This is a genomic window from Streptomyces sp. NBC_00654, assembly GCF_026341775.1.
Taxonomy (GTDB): domain Bacteria; phylum Actinomycetota; class Actinomycetes; order Streptomycetales; family Streptomycetaceae; genus Streptomyces.
The window spans coordinates 2,256,174-2,270,689 of the sequence record NZ_JAPEOB010000002.1; the positions used below are offsets into that span (position 1 = coordinate 2,256,174).

A 14,516-nucleotide genomic window follows, 5' to 3' on the forward strand; every position below is an offset into this window, starting at 1 on the left:
GGCATGTCTGGCCAGTCGCTGCTTGTACCAGGGGAGCTCACTCCCGTCCGTTCCGTACCCGGAAACATCCGGCGCCCCGAATACGTGGGAAAGCCGGCTCCGACGCCGTACACCGGCCCGGAGGTCCAGGACGCCGACACCGTGGAGCGGATGCGGATCGCGGGACGCATCGCCGCGCAGGCGATGGAGGAGGCCGCCAAGCACATCGCCCCGGGGGTGACCACGGACGAACTCGACCGTGTCGCCCATGAGTTCATGATCGACCATGGAGCGTACCCGTCCACGCTCGGATACCGCGGCTTCCCGAAGTCTCTCTGTTCCTCGCTGAACGAGGTCATCTGCCACGGCATCCCGGACTCCACGGTGCTGCGGGACGGAGACATCGTGAACCTCGATGTCACCGCGTACATCAACGGGGTGCACGGCGACAACAACGCCACCTATCTCTGCGGCGATGTGGACGAGGAGTCCCGGCTGCTCGTGGAGCGCACCCGGGAGTCACTGAACCGGGCGATCAAGGCGGTGCGCCCCGGGCGTCAGATCAATGTGATCGGGCGGGTCATCGAGTCGTACGCGAAGCGGTTCGGGTACGGGGTGGTGCGGGACTTCACCGGGCACGGGATCAATTCCTCGTTCCACTCCGGTCTGATCGTCCCGCACTACGACAGTCCGCACGCGACCACCGTCATGCAGCCCGGCATGACGTTCACGATCGAGCCGATGCTGACGCTGGGCACCCATGAGTACGACATGTGGGACGACGGCTGGACCGTGGTGACCAAGGACCGCAAGCGGACCGCGCAGTTCGAGCACACGCTGGTCGTGACGGAGACCGGAGCGGACATTCTCACCCTTCCGTAACATGCCGGGCCGCCCATCGGGGGCAGGGTTTTTTACCGACAGACAGTCGGGAACCAGTTGACTTAGGTAAGCCTAAGTAGGAAGATCGGCATATCGGCACGCGCCGCCGCACCCATATGCGGCGGTTGCTGCCGGTATTTCCGTCTTCCCTCGGACTTCCCGTCCCCTCGGTCCCCGGAGGCCCGCCTTGGACGCAACCGCCACCGCCACCCCCTTCTCGACGCTCATCCGCACCGCGTCGCACGAGCAGCACGTCGAGGCGGAGACCTCGACCTTCATGGGCGATCTGCTCGGCGGGCGGCTCGGAGTGGACGCGTACACGCGCTACACCGAGCAGCTGTGGTTCGTGTACCGCGCACTGGAGGAGGGTGCGGAGGAGCTCCGCGGCGACCCGGTCGCCGGCCCCTTCATACAGACCGAGCTGCTGCGCGGCTCCGAGCTGGAACGCGATCTGGCGCACCTCGCCGGCCCCGGCTGGCGCACCGGCCTGGAGCCGCTGCCGGCCACCGCCGCCTACGCCGACCGGGTCACCGAGTGCGCCCGCGACTGGCCCGCCGGCTACATCGCGCACCACTACACCCGCTACCTCGGCGACCTCTCCGGCGGCCAGATCATCCGGGACACGGCGGAGAAGACCTGGGGCTTCGAGCGCAAGGGCGACGGCGTGCGCTTCTACGTCTTCGAGCAGATCTCCAACCCGGCCGCGTTCAAGCGGGGATACCGCGAGCTGCTGGACGCGGTGAACGCGGACGACCTGGAGAAGCAGCGTGTCATCGACGAGTGCAAGCGCGCCTTCGCGCTCAACACCGCGGTGTTCCGGGAGCTGGGCGAGGCCTTCCCGCTCAGCGCGTAGTACCGGCCGGAGAAGTCCACGCCGTACACGGGGAATTCACGCGGTACACAGAGAAGCAGAGCAGTCCAGCAGCAGAGCAGTCGAGCAGTACGGACAAGTACAGAGCCGTGGTTCAGCCACGGACGGCCAGCAGGACGCGGCCCCCGATCTCCACCGTGCCGTCCGGCGCGGGTGCCGTGAGGATCTGGGAGCCGCGTCCTTGTCTGATGTTCAGGGCCCGGCCGAGCCGCGCGCTGAGCAGCAGCGCCGCCGCGCCGGTCGCCTCGTCCTCCACGATCCCGTCGCCGCGGCGCGGGAACGCCCGCGCCCGGACCCGGCCCGCCGCCTCGTCCTCCCAGGCCCATACGTAGACCCAGCCCTCCCCCGGCGGCGGCTCCGTCAGCGCCTCGACCTCGGCGGCCGAGCCGTAGCGCTCCAGCGTGCGCGGCGGCACCCATTCGGGGCGGGCGCTGATCCAGGTGAACTCGCCGTCCTGCCGGGCGAACACGTCTCCGACCGGCAGTTCCAGGATCTCCAGGTCGAGCAGCCAGGCCGTGCCGACCAGCGGGTGCCCGGCGAACGGCAGCCGCAGTCCGGGGGTGTAGATGTCGACCCGGCCGCGCTCGGGGTCATCGACGAACACGGTCTCGCTGAAGCCCAGTCGCCGGGCCAGCTCCTGCCGGGACGCCTCGTCGGGATGGCGGCCTCCGTCCCGTACGACGCCGAGCGCATTGCCGTGCCGGCCGTCCGGGCCGCAGAACACCCGTAGTACGTCGATGCCATCGGGTACGTCGAAGTCGCTCACGTGCGCATTCAAGCACCGCGCGGACGCCCGCGACGCCGCAGGGCCGTACCGGCGGCGTACGGCCGGTACGGCCCTGACGGGTCTCTGACGAGTTATTGACGGATCGGACGGACGGGCCGCCCTGCGGACGGGCCCGCCGGAGGGATCAGACCGTACGGCGGCGGCGTGCCGCGATCAACACCCCCGCACCGGCCGCCACGACGACGCCCGAGGCGGCGAACAGGGCGCCGGTCGGGATGTCGGAGCCGGTGGAGGCCAGCGCACCGGCGCCGCCCACCGTGCCACCGGTTCCGCCGCCGACCGTGCCGCCACCCACGGAACCGCCGGTGCCGGACGAGCCCGCGCCGCCGGCGCTGCCCGTGCCACCGCTGCCGCCCGGGAGCTGCGCGTTCTTGTCGAGGGCGACGGCGACGGTCAGTGCGTCGAGCTGCTCGCCCTTGCCGTACATGCCGCCGAAGGCCTTGGTGCCGTCGGCGGAGAGCGTCGCCGGGACGCCCGAGAGGTTCACGACGCCGTCCTTGGCGGTGAGGGCACCGGCGGGGATCTTCAGGTCGGCGATCGCCAGACCGGTGTACTCGGTGACCTTCTTGGTCTCCCGGTCCTTGGTGGAGACATCGGCGATCAGCTTGCCGGAGGTGCCGTTCGCCTGGATCTCCAGGTTGGTGAGCGAGAGGTCGAGCGTGTAGGCGTCGCCCTCCTTGTGGCCCAGGAAGCGGACCTTGCCGTCGAATTCGGCGTTGAGCGTCTTCTTGTCGGCGTCGAAGCGGCCGGTGGCGTCGCCGAAGCGGTAGCCGTCGCCGGAGGCGGTGGCGCCGCCGCTCGTCTCGATCCTGCCGTGCGCGATCGGGCCCGTGACATACGAGCGGAAGGACTTCTTGACGCCCCAGTCCAGCGTTCCGCCGAGCACCGCGCCCGGGTCGGCGGCGGGCTGGGTGGGCTTCTGAGTGGGCTTCCCGGTCGGCTCCCCGGTCGACGGCGCGGTGGGCTTCTCCGTCGGCTTCTCGGTCGGCTTCTCGGTCGGCTTCTCGGTCGGCTTCTCCGTGGGCTTCTCGGTGGGCTTCTCGGTCGGAGGCCCGGTGACCGCCTTCACCGTGAGCGTGGCCGGGTCGAGGGCGTCGCCCTCCTTGTACTGGCCGTTGAACGCCTCGGAGCCGGCCTTCGTCAGCGTGGCCGGGATGTCCTTGAAGACCATCGCGCCACCCGCGCCCTGGCCCGGCCGGACGGCCGAGAGGTCCAGGGCGGCGACCGCCACGTCGTTCTTGGTGCCCTCGGGGGTCTTCACATCGGCGGTGATCGCGCCGCCCTTGCCGGCCGTGGAGAGCTTCACATCCGAGAGCGTGATGTCCAGGACGCCCTTGTGGGCATAGAAGTTGACCCCGCCCTCGAAGGCCGTGTCGGTGCCGTGGGTGGTCATGTCGTACGTGCCCTTGCCGTTGACAAAGGTGAACACACCGTTGCCCGCGGCCTGCTTCGCACCGTCCGTGACCGTGATCCTGCCGCCCGAGAACGGGGAGGCGAGGTACTTGCGGAAGGACTCCTTGAAGCCCCAGTCCAGCGTGCCGTCCTTCAGTTCCATCGTGGGGGCGGCGGCCGAGGTGCCGTCCTTGGCCGGGCCGCTGTCGGCGGCGAGCGCCGGGAGGGCGAAGGTCGCGCCCAGTGCGGCGGCCGTGGCGACGGCGGCGGCGAGGGCTATGGGGCGGCGGGTGGCTGCCATGACGTGGGTCTCCTAGGTCAGGAAGGGGAGATGAAGGGGGGAGAGAGAGGGGGGAGCGGGGGTGAAACAGGGGTGGAGCAGGGGGGACGGGGGTGGCCTGCGGGGCCGCGAGGCCATGCGGGCCCTACGGAGCTGCCGACTTCGCGGCTACGGGACGGGGAGAGCTGTGGGGACCGGAAGGAACTGGGGAGGGCGGCCGGGGAGGGCGGCCGGGGAAGGTGGCCGGGGCGGGTCGCCGGGTCGCGGGGACCGGGAGGGCTACGACGTCCGGCCGGACCGGTGGCGGCCGACGGCGTACACCGCACCGGCCGCCGCGAGCAGCACCGCGCCGCCCCCGATGGCGAGATACGTACCGGTGCCGGTGCCCGAGTCCGAGGCGGCTGCCACCGGCTCGGCGTCGGACCCGGCCGCGGCCTTCTTCGTGGGCTCCTGGGAGGGCTTCGCCTCGCTGCCGAGGTCGGGCAGCGCGGGCAGCTGAGCCTTCTCGTCGACGGTGACGGCGAGCGACACCGGGTCCATCGCGGTGCCCGCCTTGTACATCCCGCCGAAGGCCTTGGCGCCGTCCGCCGTGAGGGTCGCCGGGGACTCGGTGAGGACGGCGAGCCCGTCCTCGGGTGCGAAGTCCTTCGCGGTGAAGGTGATGAGGGGCACGCCCTCGCGGGTGCTTCCCCCGCTCGTCACGTCCGCCGAGAGCGTGCCCTTGCCCGAGGCCACCTCGACGGCCACCCCGGCGAATGTCAGGTCGAGGTCATGGGCTCCGGTGAAGCGGACGCTGCCCGTGAAGGCGGCGTCCAGGGACTGCTTCTTCGCGTCGTAGGTGCCCTTGCCCTGCGGGAAGCGGAACAGGGCCCCACCGTCCTGGGCGCCGTCCGCCAGGGTCCACTTCCCCTGGCCGATGGCTCCGGTGACGTACTCACGGAAGGTGCGGCGCACTCCCCAGTCGACGGCGGCGTCCTCGAAGCGGCCCGCCTTCGCCTTCTTCCCGTCCGCGGCCTTCTCCCGGGAGGGCGAGCCCGAGGACTTCTTCGCGGCGTCCGGCTTCGCGGCCGGGCCGGTCGTGTCGACGGAGAGGCTGATCGGGTCGAGCGGGGTGCCCGCCGTGTAGTAACCGGCGAACGCCTTGGCACCCTGGGAAGTCAGGGTCGCGGGGACGTTGTTGAGGGCGATCGGGGTGGTACCGCCCTTCATGTCGATCCCGGAGAGCCCGAGTGTGGCGAGCGGCACCTGTGCGGACGAGGTCACCCGGCCGCTCCCCCGTTCCTTGCTGACCATGTCGGCGTAGACGGTGCCGCCGCCCCCGCTGATCCTGACGGTGGGCCTGCTGATGGCGAGGTCGAGCTCGTAGCCGCCGGCCTTCTTGTGGCCGGTGAAGCGCACCCCGCCCGAGAAGCCGGAGCTGAAGGCGCCGCTCGACGGGTCGTAGGACCCGGTGGCGGAGTGGAAGCGGAACTGGCTGCCGCCGACCGTCGCGGCGCCGCCGGTCAGGCTCCAACTGCCGCCCGCGATCGGCCCGGTGACATAACTCTGGAAGGAGGACTTGATGCCCCAGTCCAGTCGGCCGCCCTGCACCGTGCGGCTCGCCGCTTGCGCGGCGGTGGCCGGGAGCAGGGCTCCCAGCAGCACCGCGAGAAGCGCGACGGCGAGCGCGCGGGCAGATCTGGACGGCAGCATGAGGACCCCTCCGAGGTCTAGCGAGTCAGGTAAGGCTAACCTAAGCTATGTTCAGCCTGTCCCGGAACCCCCTGTTCCGGACAGTTCGCGAAACATCATGAAGAGCCATCAACCACACGCAGCGGAACGACAGGACGGTGCCCAGTGCGCTTCTCGCAGGACTACGCCCCCACGGGAGGGCAGGGCCCCGGCGGACCTGCTCCCGTGCGCCGGGCCGCTCCCGGCAGGATGGGCGCAGCCCTGGCCGCCGCCGTGACCCTCGCCCTGGTCCTGACCGGCTGCGGGGGTACGGCGGACCCCGCCGCCGGGTCCGGCACGACGGGCACCCCGGCCACCACCGTCGACCGGGTCGAGCCGCTGGCCGCCTCCCCCGAGCCCCGGTTGCCGGTGACGGTGCGCTCGGCGGACGGCGCCCGCGTCACCATCGGCTCCACCGACCGGATCGTTCCGCTCACCGGCTCCCTGAGCGAGATCGTCTTCACGCTCGGGTTCGGCGAGCAGGTGGTGGCACGTGACATCACCGCGACCTTCGAACAGGCCGAGAAGCTGCCCGTGGTGACCCGCGCCCATGACGTCTCGGCCGAGAGCGTGCTCTCGCTGAAGCCCACCGTCGTCCTCGCGGACACCACGACGGGCCCCGGCGAGGCGATCGAGCAGATCCGTGACGCCGGTATCCCGCTGTTGGTCGTCGACCCGGCCAAGGAACTCGCCGACGTCGGCCGCCGCATCGACACGGTGGCCGCCGCCCTGGGCGTACCGGACTCCGGCACCGAGCTGAAGGAACGCACCCAGTCCCGTATCGACGCCGTACAGAAGTCCGTACCGGCCCACGAGGACGGCAGGAAGCCCCGGGTCGCCTTCCTCTATCTGCGCGGATCGGCCTCGGTCTATCTGCTCGGCGGCCGTGAGTCGGGGGCGAGTTCGCTGCTGGAGGCCGCGGGCGCCGTCGACGCCGGGAAGGCCTCCGGGCTGAAGAAGGACTTCACGGCCATCACCAGCGAGGCACTGGCCAAGGCCGCGCCCGACGCGATCCTGGTGATGAGCAAGGGGCTGGAGTCGGTCGACGGCATCGACGGCCTGGTGAAGATCCCGGGCATCGCGGAGACCCCGGCCGGGATGGACCGCCGGGTCGTGTCGATCGACGACGGCGTCCTGCTGAACTACGGGCCCCGCACCGACCAGGTACTCGCCGATCTCGTCGGGCAGCTCTACCCGAAGGGCGGATCGGGCAAGTGACCACCTCGTACGGGGAACGGGCCGGAGCAGCGCCGAAGCCCGCGACCGCTCCGGCTCCGGCTCCGGCTCCGGCTCCGGCTCCGGCTCCGGCTCCGGCGAAGGGCAACGCAAGGACCGGGCGCGGCAACGCGGCCACCCTCACCCTCGTCCTTTCGCTCGCCCTGCTCGCCGGCTGTCTGCTCTCCGCCGGGCTCGGCGCGTACAGCATCCCGCTCGACGACGTCCTCGCCTCCGTCCAGCACCGGCTGGGACTGGGCGGCCACGCGCTGGACCGGGTCGGCGAGAGCGTCCTGTGGAACGTGCGGCTGCCCCGGGTCGTCCTCGCGCTGCTCGTCGGCGCGTCCCTCGGCTGCGCGGGCGCGCTGATGCAGGGCGTGTTCGGCAACCCGCTCGCCGAGCCCGGGGTCATCGGGATCTCCGCGGGCGCGGCGGTCGGCGCGGTCGCCTCGATCGCGCTGGGCCTCAGCTTCTTCGGCAACTGGACCATCACCGTCTGCGCGTTCGTCGCCGGACTCGCGACGGTGCTGCTGGTGTACGCGCTGTCGCGCTCCGGCGGCCGGACCGAGGTCGTGACGCTGATCCTCACCGGGATCGCGGTGAACGCCTTCGCGGGCGCGCTGATCGGACTGTTCATCTTCTTCGCGGACAACGCGCAGATCAGTCAGATCACCTTCTGGCAGCTCGGTTCACTGGCCCAGGCCACCTGGCCCAAGGTGCTCGCGGTGCTGCCGTGTGCGGTGATCGGCCTGGCCGTCGCGCCGTTCTACGCCCGCAAGCTGGATCTGCTCGCGCTCGGCGAGCGCCCCGCCAGGCACCTGGGCGTCGACGTGGAGCGGCTGCGGATCATCCTGGTCCTCGTGGTGGCGCTGCTGACCGCCGCCGCGGTGGCCGTCGCCGGGATCATCTCCTTCGTCGGCCTGCTCGTCCCGCATCTGCTGCGGATGGCGAACGGACCCGGGCACCGCTTCCTCGTCCCCGGCAGCGCGCTGGGCGGTGCGCTGGTGCTGGTGGCGGGCGATCTCGCCGCCCGGACCGTGGCCGCCCCCGCCGAACTGCCGCTCGGTGTGCTGACCGCGCTCTTCGGCAGCCCGTTCTTCTTCTGGCTGCTGCGCAGGACCCGTCGCAAGCAAGGTGGTTGGGCATGAGGATGCCGAGGAATCCGTTCACGGTACGCGGCCGCCGGCTGCCCGCCCCCGTCCCCGCCGGTTCGGCCGTCGCCGAGGCGGTCGGGCTGTCCGTCCGGCTGGGGCAGCGGCAGGTGCTCGACTCCATCGATCTGACCGCCCGCGCCGGCGAGGTGGTGGCGCTCGTCGGGCCGAACGGCGCGGGCAAGTCGACCCTGCTGGCGGCCCTGGCCGCCGATCTGCCCGCCGGGAGCGGTGAGGTCCGTATCGACGGCCGCCCGGCCACCGAGTGGTCGGCGCCCGAACTGGCCCTGCGCCGCTCGGTGCTGCCGCAGTCCGCCGCGCTGTCCTTCCCGTTCCTGGTCGAGGACGTCGTACGGATGGGGCGGGCGCCCTGGGCGGGCACCGGCCGGGAGGACGAGGACGACCCCGCGGTGGCCGCGGCGATGGCGGCCACCGAGGTCACGGAGTTCGCCGCCCGCCCGTTCTCCGCCCTGTCGGGCGGTGAGCGGGCCCGGGTCGCACTCGCCCGGGTGCTGGCCCAGCGCGCCCCGCTGCTGCTGCTCGACGAGCCGACCGCCGCGCTCGATCTGCGCCATCAGGAACTGGTGCTGCGGATCTGCCGCGAGCGGGCCGCCGCCGGGGACGCCGTCGTGGTGGTGCTGCACGACCTGGGGCTCGCCGCGGCGTACGCCGACCGGGCCGCGGTGCTGCACGGGGGACGGATCGCGGTGGAGGGCCCACCGGCCGCCGTCTTCACGGGCGAACTGCTCGGCGAGGTCTACCGGCAGCCGGTGGAGGTGTTCCCGCACCCGCGGTCCGGGGCGCCTCTCGTCGTACCGGAACGGGCTTCTTGACCGCCGCTTGACCCCCGGCTGGGTCGTTCATGGGTCAGCCGTGACCAGTCCGTTCCCCCTGGCGAGGGGTGAGAGTTGAATCACTGCACGGGGGTGTGTCGGCCAGGTAAGGGTCAGTTAAGTTAGGTCCGCCTCACCCGCCTTTGTCCGGCCCTTCACCCCCTTCCTTCCATCCTCTGTGGAGCCCGCATGCGAGCCGTTCGTTCCTCCGTCGTCACCGCTGCCGCCACGGTGGCAGCACTGACCGCCGTCACGGGCTGCGCCGACAAGAGCGACGGCAAGGCGGACGGCGCCGTCGTGGTCGTCGCCAAGGACGACTCCTGCGAGGTCTCGAAGACGGAGCTCCCCGCCGGTCATGTCGAACTGGCCGTGGAGAACAAGGGGTCCAAGGTCACCGAGGTCTACGTACTGTTCCCGGACGACCGCATCGTGACCGAGCGGGAGAACATCGGCCCCGGCACCAAGGCGAAGATCACCGCCGAGGTGAAGGCCGGTTCGTACGAGATCGCCTGCAAGCCCGGCATGAAGGGCGACGGCATCCGGCAGAAGATCGAGGTCACCGGTGGCACGGTGGCCAAGCGCAGCCCGGAGATGGACAAGGCCGTCGCCGGGTACCGCACCTATGTGCAGGCGCAGGCCGACGAGACGCTGCCCAAGGTCAAGGTCTTCACGGACGCGGTGGCCGCGGGTGACATCGAGGCCGCGAAGAAGGCGTACGCCGACTCCCGTATCGGCTGGGAGCGCACCGAGCCGGTCGCCGAGTCGTTCGGCGACATCGACCCCAAGGTCGATGTGCGCGAGGACGGCCTGGAGGACGGCCAGAAGTGGACCGGCTGGCACCGCCTGGAGAAGGCGCTGTGGCAGGACAAGAAGCTGGGTGCCGAGGAGAAGGCGCTGGCCCCCGTCCTCCACAAGGACCTCGTCGACTGGCAGAACCGCGTCGGCAAGGCCGAGATCACCCCGACCTCGATGGCCAACGGTGCCAAGGAACTCCTCGACGAGGTCGCGACCGGCAAGGTCACCGGTGAGGAGGAGCGCTACAGCCACACCGACCTCGTCGACTTCAAGGCGAACGTCGAGGGCGCGCAGAAGTCGTACGAACTGCTGAAGCCGATCGCCGTCAAGAACGACGCGGCGCTGACCGCCTCCCTGGACAAGCAGTTCGCGGCGCTGAACACGCTGCTGGACAAGTACCGCGAGGACAAGGCGTCCTACGAGTTCACCTCGTACGACAAGGTCGGCAAGGCGGACCGCAAGGAGCTCTCGGACGCGGTCAACGCGCTCGCCGAGCCGCTGTCCAGGCTGGCCGCCGCGGTGACGAAGTAACCGCGGGTCCGAGGAGGCTTCAGCCATGGCAGAGAACATCCGGGACATCCCCGAGAAGCAGGGCTCCGGCCCGTCCCGTCGGGCCCTGCTGGGCTGGGGCGGGGCGGGGCTGGCGGTCGGCGCCGTCGCGGCGGGCGGCGCGGTCGCCGCGGTCCGCTCCGACGGGAGCGGCGAGCCCGCCGCGGAGAGCGGGGCCGCGGTGCCGTTCCACGGGGCGCACCAGGCCGGTATCGCCACCGCCGTACAGGACAGGCTGCACTTCGCCGCGTTCGACGTGACGACGAAGGACCCGGCCGAACTGACCGCGCTGCTCAAGGAGTGGACCCGGGCCGCGGAGCGGATGACGGCCGGGCGGACGGTCGGCGACGGGGCGTACGGCGGGCTCGCCGAGGCCCCGCCCGACGACACGGGCGAGGCACTGGGTCTCAAGCCGTCCCGGCTGACGCTGACCATCGGCTTCGGGCCCTCGCTGTTCGCCGGGGACCGGTTCGGCCTCGACGGCAAACGGCCCGAGGCGCTCATCGATCTGCCGAAGTTCCCGGGCGACAACCTGGACGCCGCCCGCAGCGGCGGCGACCTGTGCGTCCAGGCGTGCGCGGACGACCCGCAGGTCGCGGTGCACGCCATCCGCAACCTGGCCAGGATCGGCATGGGCCGTACCGCGATCCGCTGGTCCCAGCTGGGCTTCGGCAAGACGTCCTCGACGACGCCGGACGCGCAGACCCCGCGCAACATGATGGGGTTCAAGGACGGCACCCGGAACATCTCGGGCACCGACTCCGCCGCGCTGGACCGGCACGTATGGGTCGGCGGGAAGGACGACGCCGGGTGGATGACGGGCGGTTCGTATCTCGTCGCCCGGCGCATCCGGATGCACATCGAGACCTGGGACCGGGCCCCGCTCCAGGAGCAGGAGGACATCTTCGGCCGGGACAAGGGCGAGGGCGCCCCGGTCGGCAGGTCCGGGGAACGTGACGAGCCGTTCCTGAAGGCGATGCTGCCGACCGCTCATGTGCGCCTGGCCCACCCGGACACGAACGACGGGGCGACGATCCTGCGCCGCGGCTACTCCTTCACCGACGGTACGGACGGTCTGGGCCGGCTGGACGCGGGGCTGTTCTTCCTCGCCTACCAGCGCGATGTCCGCACGGGCTTCGTACCGGTGCAGCGCAGCCTCGCGGCGCACGACGCGCTCAACGAGTACATCCAGCACGTGGGTTCGGCGGTCTTCGCCGTCCCGCCGGGCGTCCGTGACAAGGACGACTGGTGGGGCCGGGCGCTCTTCGCCTGACCGGCGTGTGACTGACACAGCGGAAGGACCGGCATGTTCGGCAACTATCTGATCGGCCTGCGCGAGGGTCTCGAAGCCAGCCTCGTCGTGTGCATCCTCGTCGCCTATCTGGTGAAGACGGAGCGCAGGGACGCCCTGCGTCCGGTGTGGGGAGGCATCGCGATCGCCGTGGCGATCTCGCTGGCCTTCGGTGCCGCGCTGGAGTTCGGCTCCCAGGAGATGACGTTCGAGGCGCAGGAACTGCTCGGCGGCTCCCTGTCGATCATCGCCGTGGGTCTGGTGACCTGGATGGTGTTCTGGATGCGGCGCACCGCGCGGCATCTGAAGAAGGAGCTGCACGGCAAGCTGGACGCGGCGCTCGCCATGGGCACCGGCGCTCTGGTCGCCACCGCGTTCCTCGCGGTGGGCCGTGAGGGCCTGGAGACCGCCCTGTTCGTGTGGGCGTCGGTGCGGGCCAGCGGCGAGGGGTCCTCCGAGCCGCTGATCGGGGTTCTGCTGGGGATCGCCACGGCCGTCGTGCTGGGCTGGCTCTTCTACCGCGGGGCGCTGAGGATCAACCTGGCGAAGTTCTTCACCTGGACGGGCGGAATGCTGGTCGTGGTGGCGGCGGGTGTGCTCGCGTACGGGGTGCACGACCTCCAGGAGGCCCGTTTCCTGGGCGGGCTGCGGAACAAGGCGTTCGACATCAGCGCCACGATCCCGCCGGACAGCTGGTACGGAACGCTGCTGAAGGGCGTGTTCAACTTCCAGCCCGATCCGACCGTGCTTCAGGTCACGGTGTGGGCGCTGTATCTGATCCCCACCCTCGCGCTGTTCCTCGCCCCGGTAGGGTTCGGACGGTCAGTGCGGGCGACGGATCAGAAGGCGCAGAAGGCAACGGATGAGAAGGCTGGGTCGACTGGCGACGGGGCTCGCGACAGCGACGGTGCTGAGCGTGGGCGCGAGCGGCTGCGTGACGGTGCACGGCGAGCTGGAAGTGCTGCCGGGGGCGACGAAGTCTGAGGCCGCGCAGGCGCTCAAGGACTTCACGGACGCCTACAACAAGGCGGACAAGGCGTACGATCCGGCGCTGGACGCGGACCGGGTGACCGGTTCGCTCGGCGCGATCAACCAGGCGGGCCTGAAGGCGCGGCAGAAGAACAATCCGGACGGCAACGCGAATCACTCGCCGCTGGAGCTGACGGATGCCGCGTACACGATCCCGAAGAAGGCCGGCTGGCCGCGCTGGTTCCTCGCGGACACCGACTCCAACCGTGACCGGGACGGCGGGAAGCTGGACACCCGCTGGCTGGTGGTGTTCGTGAAGACGGCCCCCGACGCGCTGTGGAAGGCGTCCTATCTGGCGGTCGTCGCCCCCTCCCAGGTCCCGGAGTTCCGGCTGGACGCGGACGGCCTGGCACTGCCCGCCGACTCCGGGGGCAGCGAACTGGCCGTCGCCCCGAAGGACTTGAGCACCACGTACACCGGCTATCTGCAGGACGGGAAGCCGGATGTCTTCGCCCCCGGGTCGACGACCTCGGGCTGGCGGGAGTCACGCAGGACCACCCGGCGGGCGGGATTCTCGTACCAGTACGTCGACCGGGCCCTGGACAGCGGAACGTTCGCGCCGCTCGGCCTGTCGACGAAGGACGGCGGGGCGCTGGTCTTCTTCAGCAGCAAGCACTTCGAGCGGCAGACGGCGGCGAAGGGGCTGCGGCCGGAGGTCAACTCGGACGTGGAGGCGCTGCTGACCGGTGAGGTCAGGAGCAGTCTCACCAAGGAGCGGGTCTCCAGCCAGTTGGTGTACATCCCCCGGCGCGGCGGCGGTGAGTCCGGCGGCAAGGTGCGGGTGCTCAACAGGCTGCCGGGGCTGACGTCGGCACAGGGCTCGTAACCGGCCGGAAGCACCGGCCCCGATCACGGACCCGGCAGGGCCGCCCGACGGTCGGGCGGCCCTGCCACGGCTCAACGGCTCAACCGCTCACTGACTCAACGGCTCAACGGCTCAATGGCCAGGCCACCGCATCGTGGTCGAGGTCGCTCTGCTCGGCGCTGTCGGCATAGCTCGCGCAGGCGTCGGTCAGCGTCTCCAGCAGGGTCAGCGGATCGGGCAGCTCGTTCTCCGGGCCCCGTACCCAGTGCACGTCCAGCTCACCGGGAAGCCGGGCGGGCGGCAGGAGTACGTAGCTGCCCCGGCAGTGCCAGCGCAGTCCGGGGTGCTCGTCCATCGTCTCGGGGTGGCAGTCCAGCTCGCAGGGCCACCACTCGTCCTCGTCCTCCGGCGTACCGCGGGTGGCGGTGAAGAAGAGCATCCGGTCCTCACCGGACTGGGCGACGGGGCCGACGTCGATGCCCGCGGCGAGGAGACGTTCCAGAGCTTGCCGGCCGGCGGTCAGCGGGACGTCCAGGACGTCGTGGATCATGCCGGTCGCGGTGATGAAGTTGGCCAGCGGCTGGCTGCGGGCCCAGCGCTCGATCTGTGCGCGGTCGGTGGTCGACTGCGTCTGCCAGGCGAAGGAGAGGGGGTGCCGGGCGGGCGTGGGACAGCCGATGCGATCGCACGAACACCGGTATCCGGCCGGATGGGCGGCGGGCGAGATCGGCATGCCCGCCTCGGCGACGGCGAGGAGCAGGGCCAGCCGGGCCGCTTCGTCGTCCTCGGCCTGCTGCGGTTTGGGTCGTCGCCGCAGCCACTGGGAGATCCTGCTCTCTGTGCCGCGATAGCGGCCGGAATCGGCGCCCATCTATCCCCTCACCTCAGCGTTGCTCCTCCATGCTCCCACCATCCTGCGCCTCAGGTGGCCAGAGTTCGCCAGCGGG

At 71.1% G+C, this 14,516-nt stretch carries 13 protein-coding genes; 9 read left to right on the forward strand and 4 right to left on the reverse strand.

Annotation, left to right across the window (positions count from 1 at the left end; genetic code table 11):
• The first annotated feature begins 3 nt into the window (after window positions 1-3).
• The gene (map, locus tag OHA98_RS30255; RefSeq protein ID WP_266930158.1) at window positions 4-861 is read left to right on the forward strand and encodes a type I methionyl aminopeptidase; all 858 of its coding nucleotides are present in this window, start codon (window positions 4-6) and stop codon (window positions 859-861) included.
• 187 nt (window positions 862-1,048) lie between these two features.
• Window positions 1,049-1,714: a heme oxygenase (biliverdin-producing) gene (locus OHA98_RS30260; RefSeq protein ID WP_266930159.1), complete on the forward strand. Its 666-nt coding sequence runs from the start codon at window positions 1,049-1,051 to the stop codon at window positions 1,712-1,714.
• 112 nt (window positions 1,715-1,826) lie between these two features.
• On the opposite strand, the gene OHA98_RS30265 is transcribed toward OHA98_RS30260, so the two are convergent.
• The 3 genes from OHA98_RS30265 to OHA98_RS30275 all read right to left on the reverse strand — a co-directional run bounded on the left by OHA98_RS30265 (window position 1,827) and on the right by OHA98_RS30275 (window position 5,883).
• Window positions 1,827-2,498, reverse strand: a complete 672-nt coding sequence (locus OHA98_RS30265; protein WP_266930161.1) for a PhzF family phenazine biosynthesis protein — start codon at window positions 2,496-2,498, stop codon at window positions 1,827-1,829.
• Window positions 2,499-2,643: 145 nt separating this feature from the next.
• Window positions 2,644-4,212 (reverse strand): HtaA domain-containing protein, encoded by a 1,569-nt coding sequence (locus tag OHA98_RS30270; protein ID WP_266930163.1) that lies wholly within the window; start codon window positions 4,210-4,212, stop codon window positions 2,644-2,646.
• 258 nt (window positions 4,213-4,470) lie between these two features.
• Window positions 4,471-5,883, reverse strand: a complete 1,413-nt coding sequence (locus tag OHA98_RS30275) for an HtaA domain-containing protein (RefSeq protein WP_266930165.1) — start codon at window positions 5,881-5,883, stop codon at window positions 4,471-4,473.
• A gap of 144 nt (window positions 5,884-6,027) precedes the next feature.
• On the opposite strand from OHA98_RS30275, the gene OHA98_RS30280 reads away from it, so the two are divergent.
• From OHA98_RS30280 to OHA98_RS30310, 7 genes are all read left to right on the forward strand, one after another.
• Entirely contained in the window at window positions 6,028-7,119 is a 1,092-nt protein-coding gene (locus OHA98_RS30280) for a hemin ABC transporter substrate-binding protein (RefSeq protein ID WP_266930167.1), read from the forward strand.
• Entirely contained in the window at window positions 7,116-8,264 is a 1,149-nt protein-coding gene (locus OHA98_RS30285; protein ID WP_266930169.1) for an iron ABC transporter permease, read from the forward strand. The genes OHA98_RS30280 and OHA98_RS30285 overlap by 4 nt, the downstream gene beginning before the upstream one ends.
• A complete protein-coding gene (locus OHA98_RS30290) occupies window positions 8,261-9,100 on the forward strand; it encodes a heme ABC transporter ATP-binding protein (RefSeq protein ID WP_266930171.1) in 840 nt (279 codons plus the stop codon). The genes OHA98_RS30285 and OHA98_RS30290 overlap by 4 nt, the downstream gene beginning before the upstream one ends.
• Before the next feature lie 189 nt (window positions 9,101-9,289).
• Window positions 9,290-10,426 (forward strand): iron uptake system protein EfeO, encoded by a 1,137-nt coding sequence (gene efeO, locus OHA98_RS30295; RefSeq protein ID WP_266930173.1) that lies wholly within the window; start codon window positions 9,290-9,292, stop codon window positions 10,424-10,426.
• Between the two features lie 25 nt (window positions 10,427-10,451).
• Window positions 10,452-11,717 carry an iron uptake transporter deferrochelatase/peroxidase subunit gene (gene efeB, locus OHA98_RS30300; protein WP_266930175.1) on the forward strand — a complete coding sequence of 422 codons (1,266 nt, stop codon included), beginning with the start codon at window positions 10,452-10,454 and terminating at the stop codon, window positions 11,715-11,717.
• Between the two features lie 33 nt (window positions 11,718-11,750).
• Window positions 11,751-12,719 (forward strand): iron uptake transporter permease EfeU, encoded by a 969-nt coding sequence (efeU, locus tag OHA98_RS30305; protein ID WP_266930176.1) that lies wholly within the window; start codon window positions 11,751-11,753, stop codon window positions 12,717-12,719.
• Complete coding sequence (locus tag OHA98_RS30310) at window positions 12,607-13,590, forward strand: hypothetical protein (protein WP_266930984.1); 984 nt, start codon at window positions 12,607-12,609, stop codon at window positions 13,588-13,590. Before efeU ends, OHA98_RS30310 begins: the two co-directional genes overlap by 113 nt.
• Before the next feature lie 103 nt (window positions 13,591-13,693).
• Here OHA98_RS30310 and OHA98_RS30315 read toward each other — a convergent pair whose 3' ends face one another.
• The gene (locus OHA98_RS30315; protein WP_266930178.1) at window positions 13,694-14,440 is read right to left on the reverse strand and encodes a bifunctional DNA primase/polymerase; all 747 of its coding nucleotides are present in this window, start codon (window positions 14,438-14,440) and stop codon (window positions 13,694-13,696) included.
• Between the last annotated feature and the right edge of the window lie 76 nt (window positions 14,441-14,516).

Bases quoted from the DNA above. Each gene is read 5' to 3' on its own strand.
- efeO (WP_266930173.1), top strand. From the start codon at position 9,290: ATGCGAGCCGTTCGTTCCTCCGTCGTCACCGCTGCCGCCACGGTGGCA.
- efeU (WP_266930176.1), top strand. From the start codon at position 11,751: ATGTTCGGCAACTATCTGATCGGCCTGCGCGAGGGTCTCGAAGCCAGC.
- map (WP_266930158.1), top strand. From the start codon at position 4: ATGTCTGGCCAGTCGCTGCTTGTACCAGGGGAGCTCACTCCCGTCCGT.
- OHA98_RS30275 (WP_266930165.1), bottom strand. From the start codon at position 5,883: ATGCTGCCGTCCAGATCTGCCCGCGCGCTCGCCGTCGCGCTTCTCGCG.
- efeB (WP_266930175.1), top strand. From the start codon at position 10,452: ATGGCAGAGAACATCCGGGACATCCCCGAGAAGCAGGGCTCCGGCCCG.
- OHA98_RS30315 (WP_266930178.1), bottom strand. From the start codon at position 14,440: ATGGGCGCCGATTCCGGCCGCTATCGCGGCACAGAGAGCAGGATCTCC.
- OHA98_RS30290 (WP_266930171.1), top strand. From the start codon at position 8,261: ATGAGGATGCCGAGGAATCCGTTCACGGTACGCGGCCGCCGGCTGCCC.
- OHA98_RS30270 (WP_266930163.1), bottom strand. From the start codon at position 4,212: ATGGCAGCCACCCGCCGCCCCATAGCCCTCGCCGCCGCCGTCGCCACG.